Origin of the sequence: Citrobacter sp. Cf125, assembly GCF_030333935.1 — a bacterium.
In the GTDB taxonomy this organism is placed as follows: Bacteria; Pseudomonadota; Gammaproteobacteria; order Enterobacterales; family Enterobacteriaceae; genus Citrobacter; species Citrobacter freundii.
In genome coordinates this window covers 97,808-123,375 of record NZ_JAOWEY010000017.1, presented here as the reverse complement: position 1 = coordinate 123,375, position 25,568 = coordinate 97,808, and the positions used below count along the sequence as shown (strand labels likewise).

The window sequence follows — 25,568 nt, the reverse complement described above, 5'->3', positions numbered from 1 at the left end:
TCCCCACTGCTGCCTCCCGTAGGAGTCTGGACCGTGTCTCAGTTCCAGTGTGGCTGGTCATCCTCTCAGACCAGCTAGGGATCGTCGCCTAGGTGAGCCGTTACCCCACCTACTAGCTAATCCCATCTGGGCACATCCGATGGCAAGAGGCCCGAAGGTCCCCCTCTTTGGTCTTGCGACGTTATGCGGTATTAGCTACCGTTTCCAGTAGTTATCCCCCTCCATCGGGCAGTTTCCCAGACATTACTCACCCGTCCGCCACTCGTCACCCAAGGAGCAAGCTCCTCTGTGCTACCGTTCGACTTGCATGTGTTAGGCCTGCCGCCAGCGTTCAATCTGAGCCATGATCAAACTCTTCAATTTAAGTTTGATGCTCGTGAATTAAACTTCGTAATGAATTACGTATGTTCACTCAGAGACTTGGTATTCATTTTTCGTCTTGCGACGTTAAGAATCCGTATCTTCGAGTGCCCACACAGATTGTCTGATAAATTGTTAAAGAGCAGTTGCGACGCGCTTTAGCGCTCTGTCGCGAGGTCCCGTATATTACGTTTTCCTCATTCAGAGTCAAGCATTTATTTTTGCTTTTCTCTACGAGATTCTCAGTGGAACCCCGCTGACCCGGCGGCTTGTAATCCGTTATTCCGTGTCAGTGGAGGCGCATTATAGGGAGTTATTTCGGGCTGACAAGGGGAAATTTAAAATAATCTTCCGAGTGCGTATTTTTTCATCAAAACAACTTAAACTGACAGTTTTTCGAGCGTTTTAAAGCCATAGCGCTGTAGCACGGGCAATAGTTGTTCGGCTTCTGTCGTCATTGCCATACAAAATGCAACGTTCTCATCTGTTGATTTCGCATCTGGCGCTTCATGTTCTAATAACCAGGCCGTGCGGCGCGCAATCGCGGCACCAGAATCCACCAGCCGCGTCCCCTCGGGCAGGACCTGTAAAAGCTCTTCCTGTAATAGAGGGAAATGAGTGCACCCGAGCACTACCGTGTCGGGTGGTTCCGACATCCGCAGCCACGGACGCAGAATACGCCGCAGCTCTTCCAGAGAAACTGTTTCACCGTGCAGCTTCGCTTCCGCCAGTTCCACCAGCTCAGCAGAACCCAACATTGCAATTTGGCATTCGTTAGCAAACCGCGCAATCAGCTCATGGGTATACGAGCGCTTCACCGTTGCACGCGTAGCCAGCAGCCCCACTACGCCATTCGCCGTGAGTCGCGCCGCCGGTTTAATCGCAGGCACCACGCCCACAACCGGGAAGGCAAACTTCTCACGTAACGCAGGAAGCGACACCGTGCTTGCTGTATTACATGCGATGACCGCAAGAGAGAGGGGATAACGCTGCTGGACAGCAGTCACAATCTCAACAACACGCTCGACGATAAACTCCTCGCTCTTCTCTCCATAAGGAAAGGCGACGTTGTCGAAAGCGTAGATATAGTGGAGATCCGGCAGAAGACGCCGGATCTCGTCATAGACCGACAACCCACCGACGCCGGAATCAAACACCAGCACGGTGGGACGGGGATCAGAAGGTGTAGCTGCCAGACAAGGTGTATTCCCGTCCTGCAGTTGCGTAGCCATAAACTGTCTCGTAATCTTTATCGAACAGGTTGGCGATTTTACCACGAACTGTCAGCTGTGAGGTGATTGGATATGATAATCCGATATCCCATAAGCTGACGCCGCCCAATTTAACATCACGATTATTGTCGTAATCATTATCGTAACGTTCACCTATATATTGATACGCAACGTTCCAGCCCAGATCCTGGACCTGTCCGGTTAACTCATACTTAACCTGCTGTTTTGCACGGCGATAGAGCACCTTGTTTGTGTCATCATCGCGCGGATCAACGTATTGTAGCGTTAGATGATGTTCTACAGGGCCAGTCGTAATGTTTCCGGTCCATTCCAGCCCCTTAATCGTGGCTGATTTAACGTTGACGTACTGGTTATTCTTGTAGTCGATCAGGTTTTGAATTTCATAGTGGTATGCGGAAAGACGCCAATCAAGCGGCCCTGTCAATCCATCAATTCCTGCTTCCCACTGTTTGGATTCTTCCGGTTTCAGGTTCGGGTTGGCGGCAATACCCGGCCCATAGGATGAGGCAAAGCGCGTCGCCCCGTACTGCTGACCCAGCGAGGGTGCCAGGAAACCAGTACCGTAAGAGAGCGTTGCGCGATAACCATCAACAAACTCCCAGCCGGCTGCGGTCTGCCAGGTGCCATGCCAGCCGAATTGTTCGTCATGATCTTCACGCCCCGAAGCTTCCAGCGTGACGCTGTCAATTTGTTGCTGTCCGGTCAGATAAAGCCCGGTCGTATCACGTTTATAGCTGTCGGATAACGTCGTGCTACTGGAGGTCAGTTTTTCCTGTTTCCAGTCAACACCGCCGTTGATCGCCCCATGTCCAACCTCAATGCTATTCCCCCACTGGATATAACGCTGTTCCATATCATCCAGCGTGGCATCTCCTGCGTAGCGGCCAAGCTCGTTACTGTAGTTGTAATCCTTCAGGCGCTGGTAGTTAGCAATTAACTGAGAAGAGTAAATGCCAGAGTTGTACCGTAAACCCGTATCCCAGGACTGGTTGTAATTCTGGGCTTCGTCATTACCGCCCGGATAACCCCACGCCCCTTGGTCATAATCGCTATTCGCGGTGTAGCCGTAGCCACGGAAAAAACCGGAGAAATTATTGTCGAACTTATGCTGTACCGCGCCCCAGAACAACTTGTTACGGTAACCATCCCGGTCGCTGTCACCGCTGTAGGGTGAATCGGGCTGAATGTTAAAGCCTTTCGTCGTCTGATATGCGCCGGCAGCGGTCACCACCGTGTCGCCGAAACGCTTGTTGATAGCGCCATCGTAAGTCTGATAACCGTTACTACCCATGCCTGCGTTGATCTGCGATTTCTCTTCATCACTCATCGTAATGATGTTAACCACACCACCGATCGCACCAGATCCATACACCGCTGAACGCGGTCCGCGAATGTATTCAACCCGCTGCACCAGCGATACCGGAATCTGGCCAATATCAACACCATTGGAAATGCCTGGCCGTGCCATTGGAACACCGTCAATCAGTACCAGCACATGACGCGCTTCAGTCCCACGCACATATAGAGAAGAGCTGCTCCCCATCCCACCGGTCTGCGAGATATCTACCCCCGGCAATCGACGCATGACATCATTCAGATCTTTTGACTGCCAGCGCTGAATATCTTCACGCGTGACCACATCGGTGGGGGCAAGAACAGTATTAACAGGCTGCTGAAAACGGTTGGCAGTGACGACGAGAGTATCCGGGCGAGTGTCCTGTGCCCAACCAGAAAATGCCGTGACGGACAGCGCCGTGCACAGCAATGATTTTTTGATCATTGTAAAGCATCCACAATTTAAGAAGGATGCCGCAGGTCCCACCGATAGTACGCGATGATGAAAACCAGATGCGACGTTAGCCGGCAGGTCTTCGGGCTTGGAGGCGACTTAAAGAGACGATGACTTCCCGCGGCAATCCGCAGTGTCTGCACCAGGTGCGCTCATCTCTTACCTTCCTTACCGCTGCGCGTCAGCTCCAGATTTACACTGGATTCCCTTTTAACTCACAGGACCGGAAAACGGATGCTACAGTTTGTTACAACCTGGTGTCCAGACCGCGTATCACATTATCGGAAATCATCAATGACTGGACATCTGTTGAGCAATCCCTACAATCCCCGCGTACTTTTATTTTTCAGGACGCATCATGACCCCCGAACACCTTCCGACAGAACAGTACGACGCCCAGTTAGCTGAGAAAGTAGTGCGTCTGCAGAGCTTAATGACGCCATTTTATGCACAGGCTCCGGAAGTGTTTCGCTCACCGGTCAGCCATTACCGTATGCGCGCCGAATTCCGCCTGTGGCATGACGGTGATGACCTTTACCACATCATGTTCGACAGCCAGACCAAAAACCGTATTCGCGTCGACAGCTTCCCGGCCGCCAGCGAGCTCATCAACACGTTGATGACGGCAATGATCGACGGCGTTCGCAACAACCACGTCCTGCGCCACAAACTGTTTCAGATTGATTACCTCACAACCCTGAGCGATCAGGCGGTGGTTTCGATGCTGTACCATAAAAAGCTGGATGATGAATGGCGTAAGGAAGCCGAAGCGCTGCGAGATGCGCTGCGGGCGCAAAACCTGAACGTGCATTTGATTGGTCGGGCTACCAAAACCAAAATTGAGCTGGACCAGGACTACATTGACGAACGTTTGCCGGTTGCAGGTAAAGAGATTATCTACCGCCAGGTTGAGAACAGCTTCACCCAGCCGAACGCCGCCATGAATATTCAGATGTTGGAGTGGGCGATTGATGTCACCAGGGGCTCAAAAGGCGACCTGCTGGAGCTGTATTGCGGCAATGGCAATTTCTCGTTAGCCCTGGCGCAAAACTTCAACCGCGTACTGGCCACTGAAATCGCCAAACCGTCCGTAGCTGCTGCACAGTACAACATCGCGGCTAACCATATTGATAACGTACAAATTATCCGCATGGCGGCCGAAGAGTTTACACAGGCGATGAACGGCGTTCGCGAGTTCAACCGTTTGCAGGGAATCGATCTGAAGAGTTACCAGTGTGAAACTATCTTCGTTGACCCACCGCGCAGCGGTCTGGACAGCGAAACGGAGAAAATGGTGCAGGCGTATCCGCGCATTCTGTACATCTCCTGCAATCCGGAGACGCTGTGTAAGAACCTGGAAACGTTAAGCCAGACGCACAATGTTTCACGTCTGGCGCTATTCGATCAGTTCCCGTATACGCACCATATGGAGTGCGGAGTACTGTTAACGAAGAAGTAAGACTGAACGGAGGCCGGATAAGCACTACCGGTTCAGATTGCCGGATAGCGGCTTTGCCTTATCCGGCCTACAGCGACAACTATTACTCCACAATTTCCTGTTTACGGTTACGCACTTTAAAGCCGATCCAGAACACCAGAATCACCGACAGCACCGCCGGGAAGAAGTTAGAGCCAATATCCGGATATTCAGCGCGTACCACGGTGCTGTACAGCAGAACACCGAGAATAAAACAGGCGGCGGCCAGGCCCGGCAAGCCCACAGGCATGGTGCGGTTCTGATAGCGTTGATGCAGACAATAAACCGTCAGCACCAGCGAAATAATCGGGAATACGGAGAATGGCACAATGGAGCTAAACAGCGCCGCAAATGTACCATTGATCGATAAGCCAGCAACCAGCGCCAGCAGCAGCGTACCTTTATCTTGACCTGACTGTTTCATTGCTTGTCCTTCTCGTTACTCGGAGTGGTGCGTCATCTTCTCTTGTTCACGGCGGTACCAATAAAATGCGCCTTTCGCGATCATGCGCAGTTGCAATACCAGCCGCTCTTCTAGCTGTCGACGCTGTTCAGCGCCAACATCCAGTGCTTCTGCCCCGGCGCTGAAAACAATGGTTACCATGGCTTCGGCTTGCGCTTCAGTAAACGCACGAGGCATATGGTTTTCGAGTTCCAGATAGTCCGCAAGTTCCGCAATGAAGTGCTGAATTTCACGTGCGACCGCTGCACGAAACGCTGCGGATGTCCCCGAACGCTCGCGCAATAATAAACGGAAGGCGTTGGGATTGTTGCCGATGAACTCCATAAATGTTGAGACCGAGGTGCGGATCACACTCCCGCCCTTCGCGATACGCTGGCGCGCCTGGCGCATCAATTGACGCAGCATCAGACCGCTTTCGTCCACCATCGTCAGGCCGAGTTCATCCACATCGCGGAAATGGCGATAAAACGAGGTTGGCGCAATGCCCGCTTCACGAGCAACTTCGCGTAAACTGAGGCTGGCAAAACTACGCTCAGCGCTCAGTTGACTAAATGCGGCTTCTACCAGCGAACGCCGGGTTTTTTCTTTTTGTTGCGCTCTAACGCCCATCACGATGTCTGAATCCTTCCACATACCTTGCTGGCACTATACCAGAGATTAGGCGGTTGGCATGGCTTTGTGAATGATTGTTTACGCGCAGTTTGTGCTTCGACTTCGCAAAAAAGCACAACGATAATTGGGTTATCCTGACAACGATGTTACTATTCTGTTGCTTTTATGTATAAGAACAGGTAAGCCTGACCATGTCACATTCCTACGATTACGATGCAATAGTAATAGGTTCCGGTCCCGGCGGCGAAGGCGCTGCAATGGGTCTGGTTAAGCAAGGAGCGCGCGTCGCGGTGATTGAGCGCTATCATAACGTCGGCGGAGGCTGTACCCACTGGGGCACCATCCCGTCGAAAGCCCTCCGCCACGCCGTCAGCCGCATTATTGAATTCAATCAGAACCCACTGTACAGCGACCACTCCCGACTCCTTCGTTCTTCTTTTGCCGATATTCTCAACCACGCTGATAACGTTATTAATCAGCAAACGCGTATGCGGCAAGGATTTTACGAGCGCAATCACTGCGAAATTTTGCAGGGGAATGCCCGTTTTGTTGATGAACACACGATCGCCCTGGAATGTCACGACGGTACGGTGGAAACGCTGACTGCGGATAAGTTTGTTATTGCCTGCGGTTCGCGTCCTTATCGCCCTGTTGATGTCGACTTTTCGCATCCCCGGGTTTACGACAGCGACTCTATCCTGAGCCTGCACCACGAACCCCGCCATGTACTGATTTATGGCGCGGGGGTCATTGGCTGTGAATATGCGTCGATCTTCCGTGGAATGGACGTCAAAGTTGATTTAATCAACACCCGCGATCGTCTGCTGGCATTCCTCGATCAAGAGATGTCCGACTCGCTCTCTTACCACTTCTGGAACAGCGGTGTGGTCATTCGCCACAACGAAGAGTATGAGAAGATTGAAGGCTGCGATGACGGCGTCATCATGCACCTGAAATCCGGTAAGAAACTGAAGGCAGACTGCCTGTTGTACGCCAATGGCCGTACCGGTAATACCGATTCGCTGGCGCTGGAAAACATTGGTCTGAAAACCGACAGCCGTGGGCAGCTCAAAGTGAATAGCATGTACCAGACGGCGCTGCCGCATGTGTATGCCGTAGGGGATGTGATCGGTTATCCGAGCCTGGCATCGGCGGCCTACGACCAGGGACGCATTGCCGCCCAGGCGTTGGTAAAAGGCGAAGCGACCGCGCATCTGATTGAAGATATTCCGACCGGAATTTATACCATTCCAGAAATCAGCTCCGTTGGTAAAACCGAACAGCAACTCACGGCAATGAAAGTTCCATACGAGGTTGGCCGCGCCCAGTTTAAGCATCTGGCACGTGCGCAAATCGTGGGTATGAGTGTCGGAACGCTGAAGATCCTGTTCCATCGCGAAACCAAAGAGATTCTGGGGATCCACTGCTTTGGGGAGCGCGCGGCCGAAATTATTCACATCGGACAAGCGATAATGGAGCAAAAAGGTGGTGGTAACACTATCGAGTACTTCGTTAACACCACCTTTAACTACCCAACCATGGCAGAAGCCTATCGGGTAGCAGCGCTAAATGGCTTAAACCGCCTGTTTTAACGCACTGTCGAAATGGCCATCCATTGATCCACGGATGGCCTCTGCCAACTGTTCATAACGGCTGCGCAGCGGCGAACCAGGACGGTACACCAGACCAATCGTACGACGCGGTTCGGGTTTAATGCATGGCAGATAAACGACACCATCACGCTTACGCTCCGGCGGAACAGCCAGCGCAGGCAGTAAGGTAATACCGCTTCCTGCCGCCACCATGTTACGCAGCGTTTCCAGACTGGTTGCCCGAAAATGGGTATCTTCATCAGCACCCGCTTCAAAGCAGAAGCCCATTGCCTGATCGCGCAGGCAGTGGCCATCTTCCAGCATCAGCAGTTTTTCACCCGCCAGATCGGACATCGGTACACAGTCACGGTTTGCCCACGGATGATCTTCATAGATCGCCAGCAGCATAGGCTCATCAAATAGCGGTACTTCGATGAACGCCTCACTCTCTTTCACCAGCGCCAGAATGACGCAGTCGAGCTTGCCGCTATCCAGTTGCGCTAACAGCTGATGTGTCTGCGCCTCATGGAGATACATTTCCAGTTTTGGGAAGGTCTGGTGCAACATCGGAATAATATGCGGCAGCAGGTATGGCCCCACCGTTGGGATCAAACCAATATGCAGCGGGCCAGACATTGTCTCGCCTTGTTGGCTTGCCATCTCCTTGAGCACTTTGACCTCGCGCAGTACGGTGCGCGCCTGATCCACCAGCAGCAAACCAGCCTGGGTGAACAGCACCTTGCGACTCGTACGCTCCAACAACATGACGCCAAGCTCATCTTCCAGCTTGCGGATCTGCCCGCTCAGCGTTGGTTGGCTAACGTGACAGGAGTCTGCCGCTCGTCGGAAGTGACGATGTTCGGCTAGCGCTACCAGGTATTCAAGATCACGAATATTCATTATTCATCCTCCATCGCCACGATAGTTCGTAGCGATAGGTAGCATAGCAACGAACGATTATCCCTATCAAGCTTTCTGTTTAATAATGCACCACAGAAACGGAACGGTACCCCTTTAGCCCTTGAAGCTACTGTCCGTTTTGAGAGTTTCTCTCATACTCGAAATAACTAAAGCCAACGTGAACTTTTGCGGACCTTGTGTCCGCATTTTTTTGCATAAAAAAGCCCGGCGTGACGCCAGGCTCGAATGATTACCCATCAATTTATGCCAGACGCGCCTTCGCGTAGTCGATCGCCTGCGCAACCTGCTGGGGTGACACGCCACCTTTCGCCGCACGCTTGTCCAGGCACGATTGCAACGAGAGGATCGGGTAAACGTCATCGCCAATCACCTGGCTAAACTTTTGTAAGTCAGCAAGCGACAGCGCCTCCAGCGGTTTGCCCTGTCGAATCGCCTCGACCACCGTTTCACCTACGATATGGTGCGCTTCGCGGAACGGGACACCTTTCGCCACCAGATAATCCGCCAGTTCAGTGGCGTTAGCATAGCCCTGCTGCGCCGCTTCCTGGCAACGCGGACGTTTCACCTGGATGCCATCCAGCACCAGCGCGGCCATATGCAGACAGTCCAGCCAGGTGTCGAGCGCGTCGAACAGCCCTTCTTTGTCTTCCTGCATATCTTTGTTGTATGCCAGCGGGAGGCCTTTTAACGTCATCATCATGCCGGTCAACGCACCCTGCACGCGACCGCATTTGCCACGGATCAGCTCCAGCGCATCCGGATTTTTCTTCTGCGGCATCAGAGATGAACCCGAAGTCACACGATCGGACAGCTCGACAAAGCCCGCTTCGCCGGTGTTAAAGAAAATCAGGTCTTCAGCAAAACGCGACAGATGTACCATGCCGATAGAGGCGTCTGAGAGTAACTCCAGCACGTGGTCACGGTCAGAAACGCTGTCCAGACTGTTGCGCGTAGCCGAGGCAAAGCCCAACCAACCCGCCAGCTGCTCGCGATCGATTTCATACGCCGTACCCGCCAGCGCGCCGCAGCCTAACGGACTGACGTCCAGGCGTTTGAGCGCATCCTGCAGGCGGCTCTCGTCACGCGCCAACATTTCAACATAGGCCAGACACCAGTGAGCAAACGTCACCGGCTGCGCACGTTGCAGGTGGGTGTAACCCGGCATGACGGCGTCCTGGTTATTCTCCGCCGTCACCACCAGCGCAGTTTGCAACTGACGATTGGCCGATAGTAATTCGATAACCGTGTCTTTGCACCACAGCTTGAGATCGGTCGCGACCTGGTCGTTACGGCTACGTCCGGTATGCAGTTTTTTACCAAGCTGGCCGACTTTATCAATCAGCTTACCTTCCACCCAACTGTGAATATCTTCGGCATCGCTTTGCAGAATCTGCTGAGGATTCGCGCGAACCTCTTCCAGCAGATTATTCAGCGCTTCTTCCAACCGCAGCTGTTCATCAGCAGTCAGTACACCGACCGTTACCAACGCTTTGGACCAGGCCACAGAGCCAACAATATCCTGTTCTGCCAGGCGGTAGTCAAAACGCAACGAGTCGTTGAACTGTTTGAACCGCTGATCTGCTGCCTGTGTAAAACGCCCACCCCAAAGTGCCATAACGAATTTCCTTAATATGATATTTTTGCCCGGTGGCGCTGCGCTTACCGGGCCTACAAAACCCACGTAGGCCGGATAAGGCGAAGCCGCCATCCGGCACATTAGTAGTTAAGCCAGAATACGCGTACCAATTGGCGTGCCGTTAAACAGCGCCGGGAGTTGCTCTGCATGACGCCAGGAGGCGATATCCACCGGACGACCCAGCGTACGCGCGGCATCCAGCGCCGCATTCACCTTCACGATCATGCCATCGGTAATAATGCCCTGTTCAATCAGCTGTTCCGCTTTCGCTGCAGTCATTTCGGCAATACGCTGGCCTTTGCCATCCAGAATACCGCTCACATCAGAGAGCAGGATCAGATCCGCACCCAGCGTTGCCGCCAGCGCCGTTGCCGCCTGATCGGCATTCACGTTCATCAGCAGCCCATCATCAGTGACGCCAATAGAGCTCACTACCGGCAGAAAACCGCTTTCCAGCAGCGTGTTAATCAGCTTAGGCGAACCCGGCTGCGCCAGTCCAACATGACCCAGTTCTTTATCGAGCGGCGTCACTTTTACGCTGTCGCCATCGCCAAGATACAGACCCACAGACGCGATGTGATGCTTTTTCGCCCAAGCCAGCAAGGTTTTATTCGCCGTTCCCGCCAGGGCACCGGTAATAATGTCAATTTGATCGGCAGGCGTGACGCGCAGACCATTTTTCTTTTTCACCGGCAGATTCAGCTGCTTCATCAGCTCGTCGACCACGCAGCCGCCACCATGCACAATGACCAGCGGACGCTGGTGCGACTCACGATAATTCACCAGTGCGGTAAACAAGCGCTCCAGCGCCTCTTCGCTATCCAGTAAAACGCCGCCCAACTTGATAATTAATGGATTCATTGTTGCACCCTAAATAAGAGACTGCGTTTGGGCAAAGCCAAAACGAATATTTGCGCACTGCATCGCCTGTGCCGCCGCGCCTTTCAATAAGTTGTCTTCCGTCGCCACGACGATCAGGTGTTCACCCTGTACGGCAAACCCGATATCGCAGAACGGTAATCCAACCACATTCTTCAGCGCCGGAACCCCTTTGTCATACAGACGCACCAGCGGTTTATCGCCATACGCCTGTTGCAGCGCCTGAGCCACCTGAGCATGGGTTACGCCCGCCTTAAGGCGGCAAGTGATAGTTTCCAGAATTCCGCGCGGGAAGTTACCCAGATGCGGGGTGAAAATCACTTCTGTCCCCAGATGAGTGGCGATTTCCGGCTGATGACGATGGGTAAACACGCCATACGGCTGCAGGCTCACCTCACAAAAGCTGTTGGAGATAGCCGCTTTACGCCCCGCACCGCTCACGCCGCTGGTCGCATTAATTACCGGCCACTGGCTGAGATCCAGCAGCCCGGCATCAATCAACGGTTTCAGCGAAAGCTGCGCCGCCGTCGGGTAACAACCTGGCACAGCAATCAGATTCGCTTCTTTCAGTTTGTCCGCGTTCCACTCCGCCAGCCCATAAACGGCCTGCTCCAGCAGCTCAGGATGCTGATGCGTAAAGCCATAATATTTTTCATAGAACGTGCCGTCGTTTACGCGAAACGCGCCCGAAAGGTCAAACACCACGCAACCGGCCTGCAAAAACTGCGGAGCCAGGTCATGACTCACCTCATGAGCCGTTGCGAGGAACACAACATCCACCCCTGCGCTAAACTCGCTGATATCTGACATTGGCTGCAACGGTAAATCGACAATGCCTTTCAACTGCGGATGCAAATCGGAGATTAATTTTCCTGCATCATTGCTTTGCGCTGAGACGGTCAAAGCGGTTATGGTCATATCAGGATGGCGATTTACATAGGTCACAAGCTCTGCGCCGGCATAGCCACTGGCGCCCACAATCAGCGTATTCAACATCGGGGCAGCTCACCTTCTTAGATTCTGTTGCCAGGTATAAGCCTTTATCACCTCACCTTACACTTGGTGGGTTTTATTACGCTCAACGTTAATGTATTTTTATTCACAAATACTGCATGAATATTGATACTATCATGACCCGAGGTGTGTCAACAATGAAAAACAATTTACCGCCATTTATCGAGATTTACCGCGCTCTGATTGCCACGCCATCGATCAGTGCCACCGAAGAAGCACTCGATCAAAGCAATGCAGGTTTAATCACTCTGCTGGCGGGCTGGTTTAAAGATTTAGGCTTCAATGTGGAGGTCCAACCGGTTCCCGATACGCGAAATAAATTCAATATGCTGGCGAGCATTGGACAGGGCGCTGGCGGCCTGTTGTTGGCGGGCCATACCGATACCGTACCCTTTGACGACGGACGCTGGACCCGCGATCCGTTCACTCTAACCGAGCATGACAATAAGCTGTATGGTTTGGGTACGGCGGATATGAAAGGCTTCTTCGCCTTTATCCTCGACGCGTTGCGTGATGTCGACGTCACGAAACTGAAAAAACCCCTGTACATTCTGGCCACTGCTAACGAAGAGACCAGCATGGCGGGAGCTCGCTACTTCTCTGAAACTACCGCTCTGCGCCCGGACTGCGCGATCATTGGCGAACCCACATCCCTGCAACCGGTGCGCGCGCACAAAGGCCATATATCTAATGCGATACGTATTCTGGGACAGTCGGGTCATTCAAGCGATCCGGCGCGTGGCGTTAATGCGATTGAACTGATGCATGATGCCATCGGCCATATCATGCATCTGCGCGATGACCTGAAAGCGCGCTATCACCATGATGCCTTTACCGTCCCGTATCCAACGTTAAATTTGGGCCACATCCACGGCGGTGACGCCGCCAACCGAATCTGCGCCTGCTGCGAATTGCATATGGATATTCGCCCGCTACCGGGTATGACGCTAAACGATCTCAATGGGTTACTTAACGAAGCGCTGGCCCCTGTCAGCGAACGTTGGCCGGGTCGCCTGACCGTATCGGAACTGCATCCGCCGATTCCCGGCTATGAGTGCCCACCTGACCATCAACTGGTAGAGGTGGTTGAGAAACTGCTGGGCGCACAGACTGAAGTGGTGAACTATTGCACCGAAGCGCCGTTTATCCAGACGCTTTGCCCAACGCTGGTGTTGGGTCCAGGCTCCATTAATCAGGCGCATCAGCCGGATGAGTATCTGGAAACGCGCTTTATTAAGCCAACCCGCGAATTAATCACCCAGGTTGTGCACCATTTCTGCTGGCATTAACTGCTTGTCACCCCGCTAATCCCTTAGTGGTAAGCGGGGCGATTTTTTAACATTTCCATAAGCAACGCTTATTTGATTGGATGTGAATTAAATAACGTAAATTCACGGCATTTATTCGTTTGCTGAACCGATTTCGCAGCAATTGACGTCACGTGTTTTACGTGGCTTTATAAAAGACGGCTAAAAAGTTAAGTCCGCAAGATTTTGCGTGATAGTCAGGCGCGAAAGATACAGGACATATTCAAAATAGATGGGGTGTCTGGGTTAATATGAACGAACAATATTCCGCGTTGCGTAGTAATGTCAGTATGCTCGGCAAAGTGCTGGGAGAGACCATCAAGGATGCGTTGGGAGAGAACATTCTTGATCGCGTAGAAACAATTCGAAAGCTGTCCAAATCATCTCGCGCTGGCAATGAAATTAATCGCCAGGAATTGCTCACCACACTGCAAAATCTGTCTAACGACGAGCTGCTGCCGGTTGCCCGCGCATTTAGCCAGTTCCTGAACCTGGCCAACACCGCCGAGCAGCACCACAGCATTTCGCCAAAAGGCGAAGCAGCCAGCAACCCGGAAGTGATTGCTCGCACTCTGCGTAAACTGAAAGAGCAACCCAACCTCAATGACGCCACCATCAAGAAAGCCGTAGAATCACTCTCTCTGGAGCTGGTACTCACCGCCCACCCGACCGAGATCACTCGTCGTACGCTGATCCATAAAATGGGTGAAGTGAACGCCTGCCTCAAGCAGCTTGATAACAAAGACCTCGTCGATTATGAACGCAACCAACTGATGCGCCGTCTGCGTCAGCTCATTGCTCAGTCCTGGCATACGGATGAAATCCGCAAACTGCGCCCAAGCCCGGTTGATGAAGCCAAATGGGGATTCGCGGTTGTTGAAAACAGCCTGTGGGAAGGTGTGCCGAACTACCTGCGCGAGCTGAATGAGCAACTGGAAGAGCATCTTGGATATAAGCTGCCAGTTGATTTTGTCCCGGTTCGATTTACCTCCTGGATGGGCGGCGACCGTGACGGCAACCCGAACGTAACGGCGGATATCACCCGTCACGTGCTATTGCTCAGCCGCTGGAAAGCGACAGACCTGTTCCTGAAAGACATCCAGTTTCTGATTTCTGAGCTGTCGATGGTGGATGCCACGCCGGAGCTGATGGCGCTGGTAGGTGAAGAAGGCGCAGCGGAACCTTACCGCTATCTGATGAAAACCCTGCGTTCTCGTCTGATGGCGACCCAGGCCTGGCTTGAAGCCCGTCTGAAAGGCGAGAAATTGCCGAAACCTGCGGGACTTCTCACCCAAAACGAACAACTCTGGGACCCGCTTTACGCGTGCTACCAGTCTCTACAGGCCTGTGGTATGGGCATCATCGCCAATGGCGAATTGCTCGACACCCTGCGCCGCGTGAAGTGTTTCGGCGTGCCGCTGGTGCGTATTGATATTCGTCAGGAAAGCACCCGTCATACTGAAGCCTTGGGCGAACTGACTCGTTATCTGGGCATTGGCGACTACGAAAACTGGTCGGAAGCAGATAAACAGGCTTTCCTGATCCGCGAACTGAATTCCAAGCGTCCGCTCCTGCCGCGTAACTGGGAGCCGAGCAATGACACCCGTGAAGTGCTCGACACCTGTCAGGTCATTGCCGAAGCCCCGTATGGCTCCATTGCCGCCTATGTTATCTCGATGGCGAAAACGCCGTCGGATGTGCTGGCCGTGCATCTGCTGCTGAAAGAAGCCGGAATTGGTTTTGCTATGCCGGTCGCTCCGCTATTTGAAACGCTGGACGACCTCAACAATGCCGATGACGTCATGTCCCAGCTTCTGAATATCGACTGGTACCGCGGCTTTATTCAGGGCAAACAGATGGTCATGATCGGCTACTCTGATTCCGCAAAAGACGCGGGCGTGATGGCGGCGTCCTGGGCGCAATACCAGGCTCAGGACGCGCTGATCAAAACCTGCGAAAAAGCCGGTATCGAACTGACGCTGTTCCACGGTCGCGGCGGATCCATTGGTCGCGGCGGCGCGCCTGCGCATGCGGCGCTGCTCTCTCAACCGCCAGGCAGTCTGAAAGGCGGTCTGCGCGTGACAGAACAAGGGGAGATGATCCGCTTTAAGTACGGCCTGCCGGAAGTGACCATCAGCAGCCTGTCGCTGTATACCGGAGCAATTCTGGAGGCCAACCTGTTACCACCGCCAGAACCGAAGGATAACTGGCGTCATATCATGGATGAGCTTTCCGATATTTCCTGCGAGCTATACCGTGGATATGTTCGTGAAAACAAAGACTTCGTCCCTTATTTCCGCTCAGCTACACCGGAGCAGGAACTGGGTAAATTGCCGCTCGGTTCACGTCCGGCAAAACGCCGTCCGACCGGCGGCGTTGAGTCTCTGCGTGCTATACCGTGGATCTTTGCCTGGACGCAGAACCGTCTGATGCTCCCGGCCTGGCTTGGTGCTGGTACCGCGCTGCAAAAAGTGGTTGAAGATGGTAAGCAAAGCGAACTCGAAGCGATGTGCCGCGACTGGCCATTCTTCTCCACACGCCTTGGCATGCTGGAAATGGTTTTCGCGAAAGCAGACCTGTGGCTGGCAGAGTATTACGATCAGCGCCTGGTCAAAAAAGAGCTGTGGCCGCTGGGTGAAGAGCTACGCCAACGCCTGGCAGCAGATATCGATGTCGTACTGGCGATTGCCAACGACTCACATTTGATGGCCGACCTGCCGTGGATTGCCGAGTCCATTCAGTTAAGGAATGTTTATACTGACCCGCTGAACGTCTTACAGGCAGAGTTGTTACACCGCTCACGCCAGGCCGAAGAGCAAGGTCATGAACCGGATCCACGCGTTGAACAAGCGCTGATGGTGACCATCGCGGGTGTCGCCGCCGGTATGCGCAATACAGGCTAACGTCCCCTCCTGCTGTCGCCTTCGTGCTACTGTACGAAGGCGACAGTAAAAACCGCTGTTACAACCACTTCATTTTCAATATATTCCTGCCTGAACATATTCACTACGTGAATATTACAACAGCAAAACACGATCCTGAGATCGTGATGCTTCAGTTCCTCTTAATGTTTAGTCGCTACTCTTGGCGCTACGATTAAAGACAGGCTCACATTATGCAATCCTTACAACTCCAGTCTAAACCCGCCTTTAGCTGGAAAGCCCTGGGTTGGGCGCTCCTCTATTTTTGGTTTTTTTCCTCATTACTACAGGCCGTTATCTATTTTAGCGGCTATAGCGGATCTACCGGCCTACGCGACTCCCTGCTGTTCAGCTCGCTGTGGTTGATCCCGGTATTTTTATTTCCAAACCGTATCCGCATTATTGCTGCCTTCATTGGCGTAATTCTATGGGCGGCCTCGCTGGCAGCTCTGAGCTATTACGTCATTTACGGGCAAGAGTTCTCGCAAAGCGTTCTGTACGTAATGTTTGAAACCAATGCGAACGAAGCCAGCGAGTACCTGAGTCAATACTTCAGCCTGAAGATCGTCTTAATTGCGCTGGCATATACAGCAATGGCAATTCTGCTATGGACACGTCTGCGTCCGGTATATATTCCATCACCCTGGCGCTATCTGGTGTCGTTTGCACTGTTATACGGATTGATTCTGCATCCGATGACAGTGAACACATTTATCAAACATAAGCCGTTTGAAAAAACGTTGGATGGCCTTGCTTCACGTATGGAGCCCGCCGCGCCGTGGCAATTCATCTCCGGGTATTATCAATATCGTCAGCAGTTGACCTCGCTCAATAGCCTGCTGAATGAGAACAATGCCCTGCCGCCGCTGGCCAACTTTAAAGACAGTTCAGGTGACGCACCGCGTACGCTGGTACTGGTGATTGGTGAGTCAACGCAACGTGGCCGCATGAGCCTGTATGGCTATCCGCGTGAAACGACGCCAGAACTGGATGCGCTGCATAAATCCGATCCTAACTTCACCGTATTCAATAATGTCGTGACTTCCCGTCCGTACACCATTGAAATCCTGCAGCAGGCGCTGACCTTCGCTAACGAGAAGAACCCGGATCTGTATCTGACTCAGCCGTCCCTGATGAACATGATGAAACAGGCGGGTTATAAAACCTTCTGGATCACTAATCAGCAGACGATGACCGCCCGCAACACCATGCTGACGGTGTTCTCTAAGCAGACGGATAAACAGTTCTATATGAACCAGCAGCGTACGCAAAGTGCGCGCGAATATGACAGCAACGTGCTGGCGCCATTTAAAGAAGTCCTGGCCGACCCGGCACCGAAAAAGTTCATCATCGTGCATCTGCTGGGTACGCATATTAAGTACAAATTCCGCTATCCGGATGGCCAGGGTAAGTTCGACAATAATATCGACCATGTTCCCGCAGGCCTGAGTAACGATGAGCTGGAAGCCTACAACGATTACGACAGCGCGAATGTTTACAACGATCATATTATTGCCAGCTTGATCAAAGACTATAAAGCGACCGATCCGAACGGCTTCCTGCTGTACTTCTCCGATCATGGCGAAGAGGTTTACGATACGCCACCGCACAAAACGCAGGGTCGTAATGAAGACAACCCAACGCGCCATATGTACACGGTGCCGTTCCTGTTGTGGACTTCGGAAAAATGGCAGGCCGCGCACCCGCGCGACTTCTCACAGGATGTGAATCGTAAATACAGCAGCTCAGAGCTTATCCACACATGGTCTGACTTAGCAGGCTTCACCTACGATGGCTTCGATCCAACTCGCGCCATTACCAGTCCGCAGTTCAAAGAGACAACCCGCTGGATTGGCAATCCGTACAAGAAAAATGCCCTGATAGATTACGATTCCCTGCCTTACGGCGATCAAATCGGTAATCAATAACCGTCTGCCGGATGCGCTACGCTTATCCGGCCTACAGCTCGCAAAGACTTGTAGGCCGGATATGGCATTAGCCGCCATCCGGCAATAATCACTTGAGGGCGATTGTTTTCAACGTTACTGTTTCCCTGTCTGCTGCCTGCAAGGGATTAACATGTATCACGACGTCAGCCATCTTCTCTCCCGCCTGATTAACGGCCCCACGCCGCTGCGGCAGATTTATTTCGCCAGCACCAATAGCACAACGCCGGAACTGGCGTATCAGGTCGATTTTCCCCGGCTGGAAATTGTGCTGGAAGGTGAATTTGCGGATTCTGGCATCGATAAGGTGCTTACCCCCGGCGATGTCTTGTTTGTTCCGGCTGGCGGCTGGAATATTCCGCAGTGGGTCACACCGGTCACGACACTCAGCATTCTGTTCGGCAAACAGCAACTGGGTTTCAGCGTTGTCCAATGGGACGGCAAGCAATATCAAAACCTTACCCACCAGCACGTCGCTCGGCGCGGACCGCGTATCGGCTCTTTTCTGCTGCAAACGCTCCATGAGATGCAAATGCAGCCGCAGGAGCAGCAAACGGCCAGGCTAATCGTTGCGAGCTTGCTGAGCCACTGTCGCGATCTGCTCGGCAGCCAGATCCAAACCGCATCACGTAGTCAGGCGCTTTTCGACGCCATTCGCGGCTATATTGACGAACGCTACGCTTCACCACTCACCCGTGAATCCGTCGCACAGGCGTTTTACATTTCACCTAATTACCTCTCCCACCTGTTTCAAAAAACGGGCGCTATCGGTTTTAACGAATACCTGAACCACACGCGACTGGAACACGCAAAAACGCTGTTAAAGGGTTACGAGCTGAAGATCAAAGACGTGGCGCACACCTGTGGGTTTATTGACAGCAACTACTTCTGCCGCCTGTTTCGCAAGAATACTGAACGTTCGCCGTCAGAGTATCGTCGGCAGTATCACAGCCAGTTGACGGAGAAAAAAACTGACCAGTAATAATCGCATACTGGGACAGAAAACGGAGACAAAGGTAATATTTACTGGATTTTTGTATTATCAAAAAACATATACCATCACATATCACTTACATGTGAGGTATCTCTCATTTTTATAGACATATTACATTTATCCAGCTTTTGACAGATTTGTCAGATAGCACCGCGTGACGAAACACTCTTATCCTGTGCATAGCAAAGCAACCCGGCAACGGGCAGCTAACGGAAAACGTAGAGGGTGTTTTTGTATGGAACTTTATCTTGATACCGCCAACGTCGCGGAAGTCGAACGTCTGGCCCGCATCTTCCCTATCGCGGGCGTCACCACCAACCCAAGCATTGTGGCAGCAAGCAAAGAATCCATCTGGGATGTGCTGCCACGCCTGCAGAACGCCATTGGCAAAGAGGGCATTCTGTTTGCCCAGACCATGAGCCGGGATGCGCAGGGCATGGTGGAAGAAGCTAAACGCCTGAGCAATGCGGTGCCCGGTCTGGTAGTGAAAATCCCGGTGACATCCGAAGGTCTGGCCGCGATCAAGATGCTGAAAAAAGAGGGTATCACCACGCTGGGAACCGCCGTTTACAGTGCTTCTCAGGGGCTACTGGCTGCGCTGGCAGGAGCGAAATATATCGCGCCTTACGTTAACCGTATCGACGCGCAGGGCGGCGACGGGATTCGCGCAGTACGGGAACTGCAAACATTGCTGGAACTGCATGCACCGAACAGCATGGTACTGGCGGCCAGCTTTAAAACTCCACGTCAGGCGCTGGATTGCTTGCTGGCAGGATGTGAAGCAATCACCCTGCCATTAGACGTAGCGCAACAAATGCTCAATACCCCTGCGGTAGAGTCAGCAATAGAGAAGTTTGAGCAGGACTGGAACAACGCATTTGGTCACATCAACCTGTGAGGGAAATAAAGTATGGATCGCATTATTCAATCACCTGGTAAGTACATCCAGGGTGCCGATGTTATTACCCGTCTTGGCAGCTACCTCAAACCACTGGCAGAACGCTGGCTGATCGTTGGGGACAAGTTTGTCTTAGGCTTTGCCCAGGGTGCACTGGAAAAAAGCTTCCAGGATGCCGGACTGGCGCTGGAAATTGCACCGTTTAGCGGCGAATGTTCACAAAACGAAATCGACCGTCTGCGCGTCGTAGCGGAAAAAGCGCAGTGTGCGGCAGTACTTGGTATTGGTGGCGGTAAAACGCTGGATACCGCCAAAGCGCTGGCGCACTTTATGGGCGTGCCTGTCGCCATTGCGCCAACCATCGCTTCTACCGATGCGCCGTGCAGCGCGCTGTCCGTCATTTACACCGATGCCGGTGAATTCGATCGCTATCTGCTGCTGCCCAATAACCCGGACAGGGTCATTGTTGATACCAAAATTGTCGCGGGCGCACCGGCGCGTCTGTTAGCTGCGGGTATTGGCGATGCGCTGGCGACCTGGTTCGAAGCGCGTGCCTGTTCACGCAGCGGCGCAACCACCATGGCGGGCGGTCAGTGTACTCAGGCGGCGCTGGCGCTGGCAGAGCTGTGCTTTAATACGCTGATCGAAGAAGGTGAAAAAGCGATGCTGGCTGCAGAGCAGCACGTGGTTACACCAGCACTGGAGCGCATTATTGAAGCCAACACCTATCTGAGTGGCGTCGGTTTTGAAAGCGGTGGTCTGGCAGCGGCTCACGCCATTCATAACGGTCTGACCGCAATCCCGGATGCACATCATTATTACCACGGCGAGAAAGTGGCTTTCGGTACGCTGACACAGTTGGTGCTGGAAAACGCGCCGGTCGATGAAATTGAAACCGTTGCCGCGCTGTGCCATTCCGTTGGCTTGCCGATTACCCTGGCGCAACTGGATATCAAACAGGATATTCAGGCGAAAATGCGCATTGTGGCTGAGGCAGCCTGTGCCGAAGGCGAAACCATCCACAACATGCCTGGCGGCGCAACGCCGGACCAGGTGTATGCCGCCCTGCTTGTGGCTGACCAGTACGGTCAACGTTACCTGCAAGAGTGGGAATAACCTGCAAATAGAAAATCCCCGCAAATGCGGGGATTTTTTTATTCCTACCATGCCGGACCCGCACAAGCGACATCCGGCATCGTCTGTTACAGCAGATCGAAACGATCCAGGTTCATCACTTTCACCCATGCGGCCACGAAATCTCTCACGAACTTCTCGTGGGCATCGCTGCAGGCATAAACTTCAGCCACTGCGCGCAGTACAGAGTTAGAACCAAATACCAGATCGGCGCGGGTTGCGGTGTATTTTACTTCGCCGCTCAGACGGTCACGACCTTCAAACAGCTCTTTTGACTCATCAACCGCCTTCCACTCATGGCGCATATCCAGCAGATTGACGAAGAAGTCAGTGCTGAGTACGCCTGGACGATCGGTAAAGACACCGTGCTGGCTACCATCAAAGTTGGTGCCCAGTACGCGCATACCGCCCACCAGCACGGTCATTTCCGGTGCGGTTAGCGTCAGCTGCTGTGCTTTATCGATCAGCAGCGACTCGGTGGTCGATACGTCAGGACGGGCGCGGTAGTTACGGAAGCCATCGGCGATCGGCTCAAGCAGTTCAAACATCTCAATATCCGTTTGATCCTGGCGCGCATCCACGCGGCCCGGCGCAAAAGGTACCTTAATGCTGACGCCCGCAGCGCTAGCCGCCTGCTCGATACCAACAACCCCGGCCAGCACGATAATATCGGCCAACGAGGCGGTATGGGCAGACTTATAAATCCCTTCCAGCACAGGCAGAACGCGTGCTGCGGTGGCATTCACATCCCAGCCGCGCTGTGGATCCAGCGCCAGACGCGCACCGTTAGCGCCGCCACGTTTATCCCCACCGCGGAAAGTCGATGCCGACGCCCATGCTACTGATACCAGTTCGCCCACGGACAGCCCGGAAGCGGCAATGGTCGCTTTCAGTTTCAGGATATCTTCTTCGCTTGGGTTGAAGAACGCATGTGGCAGCGGGTCTTGCCAAATCAAATCTTCTTTTGGCACTTCCGGTCCGATGTAACGCGCTTTTGGCCCCATATCACGGTGCGTCAGTTTGAACCACGCACGAGCAAACGCTTCGTTGAACGCCTGCGGATCGTTCAGGAAACGTCGGGAGATTTTCTCGAACTCAGGATCGAAACGCAGTGTCAGGTCGGTAACCAGCATCGTCGGCTTACGTTTTTTCGATGGATCAAACGGATCAGGAATAATTTCTGGCGCGTCAACCGCTTCAAACTGAATAGCGCCTGCCGGACTGCGAGTTTGTACCCACTCGTATTTGAACAGGTTCTCGAAGAAATAGTTGCTCCATTGGGTTGGCGTCTGCGTCCAGACCACTTCCAGACCGGATGTAATGGCATCCGCGCCCGCGCCGCTGCCGTAGCTGCTCGCCCAGCCCAGGCCCTGTGCTTCAATCGGTGCGGATTCAGGATCGGCGCCTACGTGCGAAGCCGGTGCAGCGCCGTGGGTTTTGCCCAACGTATGACCACCGCCAATCAGCGCCACGGTTTCTTCGTCGTTCATACCCATATTACCGAAGGTCGCGCGAATAGCCGCTGCCGCTGAAAGCGGTTCGCCGCTATGGTCCGGCCCTTCCGGGTTCACATAGATAAGGCCCATCTCGGTTGCGCCCAACGGCGCTTTGGCCAGTTCTTCCGGGTGACGGTGAGTCAGCCAGGCTTTTTCATCACCCCAGTTTACGTCGAGATCCGGTTCCCAAACATCTTCACGACCAGCACCAAAGCCGAAGGTGCGGAAGCCTGAGTTTTCCAGCGCCACGTTACCCGCGAGGATAAACAGGTCGGCCCAGGAAATTTTCTGGCCATATTTCTGCTTGATTGGCCACAGCAGACGACGCGCTTTATCAAGGCTTACGTTATCCGGCCAGGAGTTCAGTGGTGCAAAACGCTGCTGTCCGCGACCCGCGCCACCGCGTCCATCGATGGAGCGATAGGTCCCTGCACCGTGCCATGCCATGCGGATAAACAATCCAGCATAGGTTCCCCAGTCAGCGGGCCACCACGGTTGAGATTCGGACAGAAGGGCTCTGAGATCCCCTTTCAGGGCAGAGTAGTCGAGTTTGCTAAACTCTTTGCGGTAGTCGAAGTCCTCACCCAGCGGGTTAGAACGGTTGGAATGTTGGTTTAAAAGATCAACGCGCAGTTGATTTGGCCACCAGTCGCGGTTGTTCGTTCCTGCTCCCGCGCTCTGGTCGTGACCGCCCTGATGAAAAGGACACTTACCGGCAGTTGATGTGTTCTGGCTATCGTCGGACATGCTCATCTATATGCTCCCTTTACAGTGTTCTGACTACGATATACACCACCAGAGATAAGATATAGTCGAAATAACCCACAGATTCGATAGCTAATTCCTTTTATATTTTACGTTACAGAGATGTAGATCAAAATGATCAACAAAAAGCCCTCCGGAGAGGGCTGGGATCTGTTTAGTTCGGTCTTACACCCAGTGTGTGACAAATAGCGTAGCTCATCTCGGCACGATTAAGGGTATAGAAGTGAAAATCTTTCACCCCTTCGCGGCTGAGAATCTTCACCATATCCATGGCGATATTAGCGCCCACCAGCTTGCGGGTTTCCGCGTCATCATCCAGACCATCAAACATGGTCGACATCCACGCCGGAATGCGGACGTTGGTCATGTCGGCAAATTTTTTCGCCTGCTTAAAGTTGGAGACTGGCAGGATACCCGGAATAATTTCCACATCGATACCCGCAGACACGCAGCGATCGCGAAAACGCAGATAGCTTTCTACATCGAAGAAGAACTGGGTAATCGCACGGTTCGCACCGGCATCAACCTTACGCTTCAGGTTCAGCAGATCGGCCTGAGCGCTCTTCGCTTCCGGGTGCACTTCCGGGTAAGCCGCAACGGAGATATCAAAGTCTGCAACGTCTTTCAGTAGCGTCACCAGGTCAGAAGCATACATATCCGGTTTACCGCTTCCCGGCGGCAGGTCACCGCGCAGGGCAACAATATGACGAATACCGTTGTTCCAGTAGTCCTGAGCAATAGTCCGCAGCTCATCGCGGGTTGCATCAATACAGGTCAGGTGCGGAGCCGCTTCAAGGCCAGTGCGATCCTTAATGCCTTTAATAATGCTGTGCGTACGGTCGCGCTCACCAGAGTTTGCACCGTAAGTGACTGAAACAAACTTCGGCTTCAGGCTGCTCAGGCGATCGATGGAGTTCCACAGGGTTTGCTCCATTTCACTGGTGCGCGGCGGGAAAAACTCAAATGAAACGTTAATCTGACCGGCAACTTCTGCCAGGCTCTGATTCAGGGCTTCCCGCTGGTTGGCGTGAAAAAAGCTCATACCTTACCTCATCAATCTTTTGTCGTTATATGTTGTGTTGTGAACTGCTATACGTTTAGACGTCTAGATGTAAAAATGACGGAAAAGCATGCTGGCGTCAACACAAAAATCATCGCTAAAGGTGAGGAATACTCAGTCAACGTGAAAAAAATTCACATCAGTCTGAATTGATGAGGGATTGCGCCATGACCGTCTGCAGCCACTCTAATTTCTTTACGTTTTCAGGCAGCATCAGCAGCCCCGTGCTAATACGCAATTCGGTATCGGTAAGCGGCAGGAATATCACACCCCGACGTTGGATAGCGGAAAAAGAGGCCGGAAGCAGACTCAGACCTTCACCCTGCGCGATCCGCGCCAACAACACATCATGTTCCAGCGGTTCTTCAATACAGGCAGGAGAGTAACCAGCATGACTAAAAATATGTCGGGTGTAATCAAAAAAGGCGGGGTTACGTTCACGTTTGAACCAGAACAGCGGTCGGTGGCTCAGCGACATTAACGAGAGCGAAGGCAGCGCCGCCTCTGGCCAGAGCGCGGGTAAGGCGACGATCAACGATTCTTGCCAGCCGAGCGGTGTGACGCTAAGCCCCGAAGTCTCAAGCGGTAACGCCACCAGCGCGGCATCCAGCTTTCCACGACGCACCAGACGCGCGAGTTCAGGCGAACCATGACGGACAATATGTCGCTTCTGCACATGCGTAGTCAGCTGTGACTCAAGCGCCGCAAAAACGCCCTGTTCAAACGCTGTACTTAGCCCTAAGCGCAGAGATGGCTCCCTGATTTGCGTTAATTGACTCAACGCAGCGTAGGTTTTGTCCTGGAGATCAAGCAACGGGCGTACCATTTCAAGTACGCGCTGGCCGTCCTCCGTCAGCGTTAATCCACGGGTATGACGGACAAACAGCGTGACCCCCAGGCGATCTTCAAGCTGGCGAATGTGGCGGCTCAACGGCGGTTGCGACATAAACAAGCGCTGCGCAGCCCGGCTCATATTGTTCTCTTCCGCTACTACGGAAAAGTAACGCAGTAGACGAATATCCAGAGAGTGTAATGGCGATGTTGTCATACC

At 53.1% G+C, this 25,568-nt stretch carries 19 protein-coding genes, 1 rRNA gene and 1 riboswitch; of the genes, 8 read left to right on the top strand and 12 right to left on the bottom strand.

Annotation, left to right across the window (positions count from 1 at the left end; translation table 11 throughout):
• The 3 genes from OGV89_RS03805 to btuB all read right to left on the bottom strand — a co-directional run.
• A 16S ribosomal RNA gene (locus OGV89_RS03805) occupies nt 1-363 on the bottom strand; the annotation flags it as partial.
• Between the two features lie 377 nt (nt 364-740).
• A complete protein-coding gene (gene murI, locus OGV89_RS03800) occupies nt 741-1,592 on the bottom strand; it encodes a glutamate racemase (protein WP_003847829.1) in 852 nt (283 codons plus the stop codon).
• Nucleotides 1,537-3,393: a TonB-dependent vitamin B12 receptor BtuB gene (gene btuB, locus OGV89_RS03795; RefSeq protein WP_003028868.1), complete on the bottom strand. Its 1,857-nt coding sequence runs from the start codon at nt 3,391-3,393 to the stop codon at nt 1,537-1,539. Before btuB ends, murI begins: the two co-directional genes overlap by 56 nt.
• A gap of 65 nt (nt 3,394-3,458) precedes the next feature.
• Nucleotides 3,459-3,645, bottom strand: a riboswitch (cobalamin riboswitch).
• A gap of 115 nt (nt 3,646-3,760) precedes the next feature.
• On the opposite strand from btuB, the gene trmA reads away from it, so the two are divergent.
• The gene (gene trmA / locus OGV89_RS03790) at nt 3,761-4,861 is read left to right on the top strand and encodes a tRNA (uridine(54)-C5)-methyltransferase TrmA (protein ID WP_003028866.1); all 1,101 of its coding nucleotides are present in this window, start codon (nt 3,761-3,763) and stop codon (nt 4,859-4,861) included.
• Between the two features lie 82 nt (nt 4,862-4,943).
• On the opposite strand, the gene OGV89_RS03785 is transcribed toward trmA, so the two are convergent.
• Together OGV89_RS03785 and fabR are read right to left on the bottom strand one after the other, a co-directional pair.
• Nucleotides 4,944-5,303: a YijD family membrane protein gene (locus OGV89_RS03785; RefSeq protein WP_003028863.1), complete on the bottom strand. Its 360-nt coding sequence runs from the start codon at nt 5,301-5,303 to the stop codon at nt 4,944-4,946.
• A 15-nt stretch (nt 5,304-5,318) separates the two neighbouring features.
• Entirely contained in the window at nt 5,319-5,954 is a 636-nt protein-coding gene (gene fabR, locus OGV89_RS03780; protein WP_003028862.1) for an HTH-type transcriptional repressor FabR, read from the bottom strand.
• A gap of 191 nt (nt 5,955-6,145) precedes the next feature.
• Here fabR and sthA point away from each other — a divergent pair, with 191 nt between their 5' ends.
• Entirely contained in the window at nt 6,146-7,546 is a 1,401-nt protein-coding gene (gene sthA / locus OGV89_RS03775; protein ID WP_003028860.1) for a Si-specific NAD(P)(+) transhydrogenase, read from the top strand.
• Here the strand turns inward: sthA and oxyR are convergent.
• From oxyR to argC, 4 genes are all read right to left on the bottom strand, one after another.
• Nucleotides 7,529-8,446, bottom strand: a complete 918-nt coding sequence (oxyR, locus tag OGV89_RS03770; RefSeq protein ID WP_003028858.1) for a DNA-binding transcriptional regulator OxyR — start codon at nt 8,444-8,446, stop codon at nt 7,529-7,531. The two genes, sthA and oxyR, sit on opposite strands and share 18 nt — an antisense overlap.
• Before the next feature lie 262 nt (nt 8,447-8,708).
• Nucleotides 8,709-10,082 (bottom strand): argininosuccinate lyase, encoded by a 1,374-nt coding sequence (gene argH, locus OGV89_RS03765; RefSeq protein ID WP_003028856.1) that lies wholly within the window; start codon nt 10,080-10,082, stop codon nt 8,709-8,711.
• A 108-nt stretch (nt 10,083-10,190) separates the two neighbouring features.
• Entirely contained in the window at nt 10,191-10,964 is a 774-nt protein-coding gene (gene argB / locus OGV89_RS03760; protein ID WP_003028854.1) for an acetylglutamate kinase, read from the bottom strand.
• A gap of 9 nt (nt 10,965-10,973) precedes the next feature.
• Nucleotides 10,974-11,978, bottom strand: a complete 1,005-nt coding sequence (argC, locus tag OGV89_RS03755) for an N-acetyl-gamma-glutamyl-phosphate reductase (RefSeq protein ID WP_048234190.1) — start codon at nt 11,976-11,978, stop codon at nt 10,974-10,976.
• Nucleotides 11,979-12,133: 155 nt separating this feature from the next.
• Between argC and argE the strand changes: the two genes are divergently transcribed.
• The 6 genes from argE (at nt 12,134) to gldA (ending at nt 21,178) form a co-directional block, all read left to right on the top strand.
• Nucleotides 12,134-13,285 carry an acetylornithine deacetylase gene (gene argE, locus OGV89_RS03750; protein WP_286558152.1) on the top strand — a complete coding sequence of 384 codons (1,152 nt, stop codon included), beginning with the start codon at nt 12,134-12,136 and terminating at the stop codon, nt 13,283-13,285.
• Nucleotides 13,286-13,554: 269 nt separating this feature from the next.
• The gene (gene ppc, locus OGV89_RS03745) at nt 13,555-16,206 is read left to right on the top strand and encodes a phosphoenolpyruvate carboxylase (protein ID WP_003840542.1); all 2,652 of its coding nucleotides are present in this window, start codon (nt 13,555-13,557) and stop codon (nt 16,204-16,206) included.
• Nucleotides 16,207-16,418: 212 nt separating this feature from the next.
• On the top strand, nt 16,419-18,152 hold the full coding sequence (locus OGV89_RS03740) for a phosphoethanolamine transferase CptA (protein WP_003847837.1): 1,734 nt from the start codon (nt 16,419-16,421) through the stop codon (nt 18,150-18,152).
• A 151-nt stretch (nt 18,153-18,303) separates the two neighbouring features.
• On the top strand, nt 18,304-19,152 hold the full coding sequence (locus OGV89_RS03735) for an AraC family transcriptional regulator (RefSeq protein WP_003847839.1): 849 nt from the start codon (nt 18,304-18,306) through the stop codon (nt 19,150-19,152).
• A 247-nt stretch (nt 19,153-19,399) separates the two neighbouring features.
• Nucleotides 19,400-20,062, top strand: a complete 663-nt coding sequence (gene fsa, locus OGV89_RS03730; protein ID WP_003847840.1) for a fructose-6-phosphate aldolase — start codon at nt 19,400-19,402, stop codon at nt 20,060-20,062.
• A 12-nt stretch (nt 20,063-20,074) separates the two neighbouring features.
• A complete protein-coding gene (gene gldA / locus OGV89_RS03725) occupies nt 20,075-21,178 on the top strand; it encodes a bifunctional L-1,2-propanediol dehydrogenase/glycerol dehydrogenase (RefSeq protein WP_003847842.1) in 1,104 nt (367 codons plus the stop codon).
• Nucleotides 21,179-21,264: 86 nt separating this feature from the next.
• Here gldA and katG read toward each other — a convergent pair whose 3' ends face one another.
• The 3 genes from katG to OGV89_RS03710 form a co-directional block, all read right to left on the bottom strand.
• The gene (gene katG, locus OGV89_RS03720) at nt 21,265-23,445 is read right to left on the bottom strand and encodes a catalase/peroxidase HPI (protein WP_003840531.1); all 2,181 of its coding nucleotides are present in this window, start codon (nt 23,443-23,445) and stop codon (nt 21,265-21,267) included.
• Between the two features lie 166 nt (nt 23,446-23,611).
• On the bottom strand, nt 23,612-24,499 hold the full coding sequence (gene metF, locus OGV89_RS03715; RefSeq protein ID WP_003028830.1) for a methylenetetrahydrofolate reductase: 888 nt from the start codon (nt 24,497-24,499) through the stop codon (nt 23,612-23,614).
• A gap of 157 nt (nt 24,500-24,656) precedes the next feature.
• Nucleotides 24,657-25,565, bottom strand: coding sequence for a LysR family transcriptional regulator (locus OGV89_RS03710; protein ID WP_032939327.1), 909 nt, complete (start codon nt 25,563-25,565; stop codon nt 24,657-24,659).
• Nucleotides 25,566-25,568 lie beyond the last annotated feature (3 nt).

Coding starts and splice junctions, on each gene's coding strand:
- murI (WP_003847829.1), bottom strand. CDS start 1,592: ATGGCTACGCAACTGCAGGACGGGAATACACCTTGTCTGGCAGCTACA.
- btuB (WP_003028868.1), bottom strand. CDS start 3,393: ATGATCAAAAAATCATTGCTGTGCACGGCGCTGTCCGTCACGGCATTT.
- trmA (WP_003028866.1), top strand. CDS start 3,761: ATGACCCCCGAACACCTTCCGACAGAACAGTACGACGCCCAGTTAGCT.
- OGV89_RS03785 (WP_003028863.1), bottom strand. CDS start 5,303: ATGAAACAGTCAGGTCAAGATAAAGGTACGCTGCTGCTGGCGCTGGTT.
- sthA (WP_003028860.1), top strand. CDS start 6,146: ATGTCACATTCCTACGATTACGATGCAATAGTAATAGGTTCCGGTCCC.
- oxyR (WP_003028858.1), bottom strand. CDS start 8,446: ATGAATATTCGTGATCTTGAATACCTGGTAGCGCTAGCCGAACATCGT.
- argH (WP_003028856.1), bottom strand. CDS start 10,082: ATGGCACTTTGGGGTGGGCGTTTTACACAGGCAGCAGATCAGCGGTTC.
- argB (WP_003028854.1), bottom strand. CDS start 10,964: ATGAATCCATTAATTATCAAGTTGGGCGGCGTTTTACTGGATAGCGAA.
- argC (WP_048234190.1), bottom strand. CDS start 11,978: ATGTTGAATACGCTGATTGTGGGCGCCAGTGGCTATGCCGGCGCAGAG.
- argE (WP_286558152.1), top strand. CDS start 12,134: ATGAAAAACAATTTACCGCCATTTATCGAGATTTACCGCGCTCTGATT.
- ppc (WP_003840542.1), top strand. CDS start 13,555: ATGAACGAACAATATTCCGCGTTGCGTAGTAATGTCAGTATGCTCGGC.
- OGV89_RS03740 (WP_003847837.1), top strand. CDS start 16,419: ATGCAATCCTTACAACTCCAGTCTAAACCCGCCTTTAGCTGGAAAGCC.
- OGV89_RS03735 (WP_003847839.1), top strand. CDS start 18,304: ATGTATCACGACGTCAGCCATCTTCTCTCCCGCCTGATTAACGGCCCC.
- fsa (WP_003847840.1), top strand. CDS start 19,400: ATGGAACTTTATCTTGATACCGCCAACGTCGCGGAAGTCGAACGTCTG.
- gldA (WP_003847842.1), top strand. CDS start 20,075: ATGGATCGCATTATTCAATCACCTGGTAAGTACATCCAGGGTGCCGAT.
- katG (WP_003840531.1), bottom strand. CDS start 23,445: ATGAGCATGTCCGACGATAGCCAGAACACATCAACTGCCGGTAAGTGT.
- metF (WP_003028830.1), bottom strand. CDS start 24,499: ATGAGCTTTTTTCACGCCAACCAGCGGGAAGCCCTGAATCAGAGCCTG.
- OGV89_RS03710 (WP_032939327.1), bottom strand. CDS start 25,565: ATGACAACATCGCCATTACACTCTCTGGATATTCGTCTACTGCGTTAC.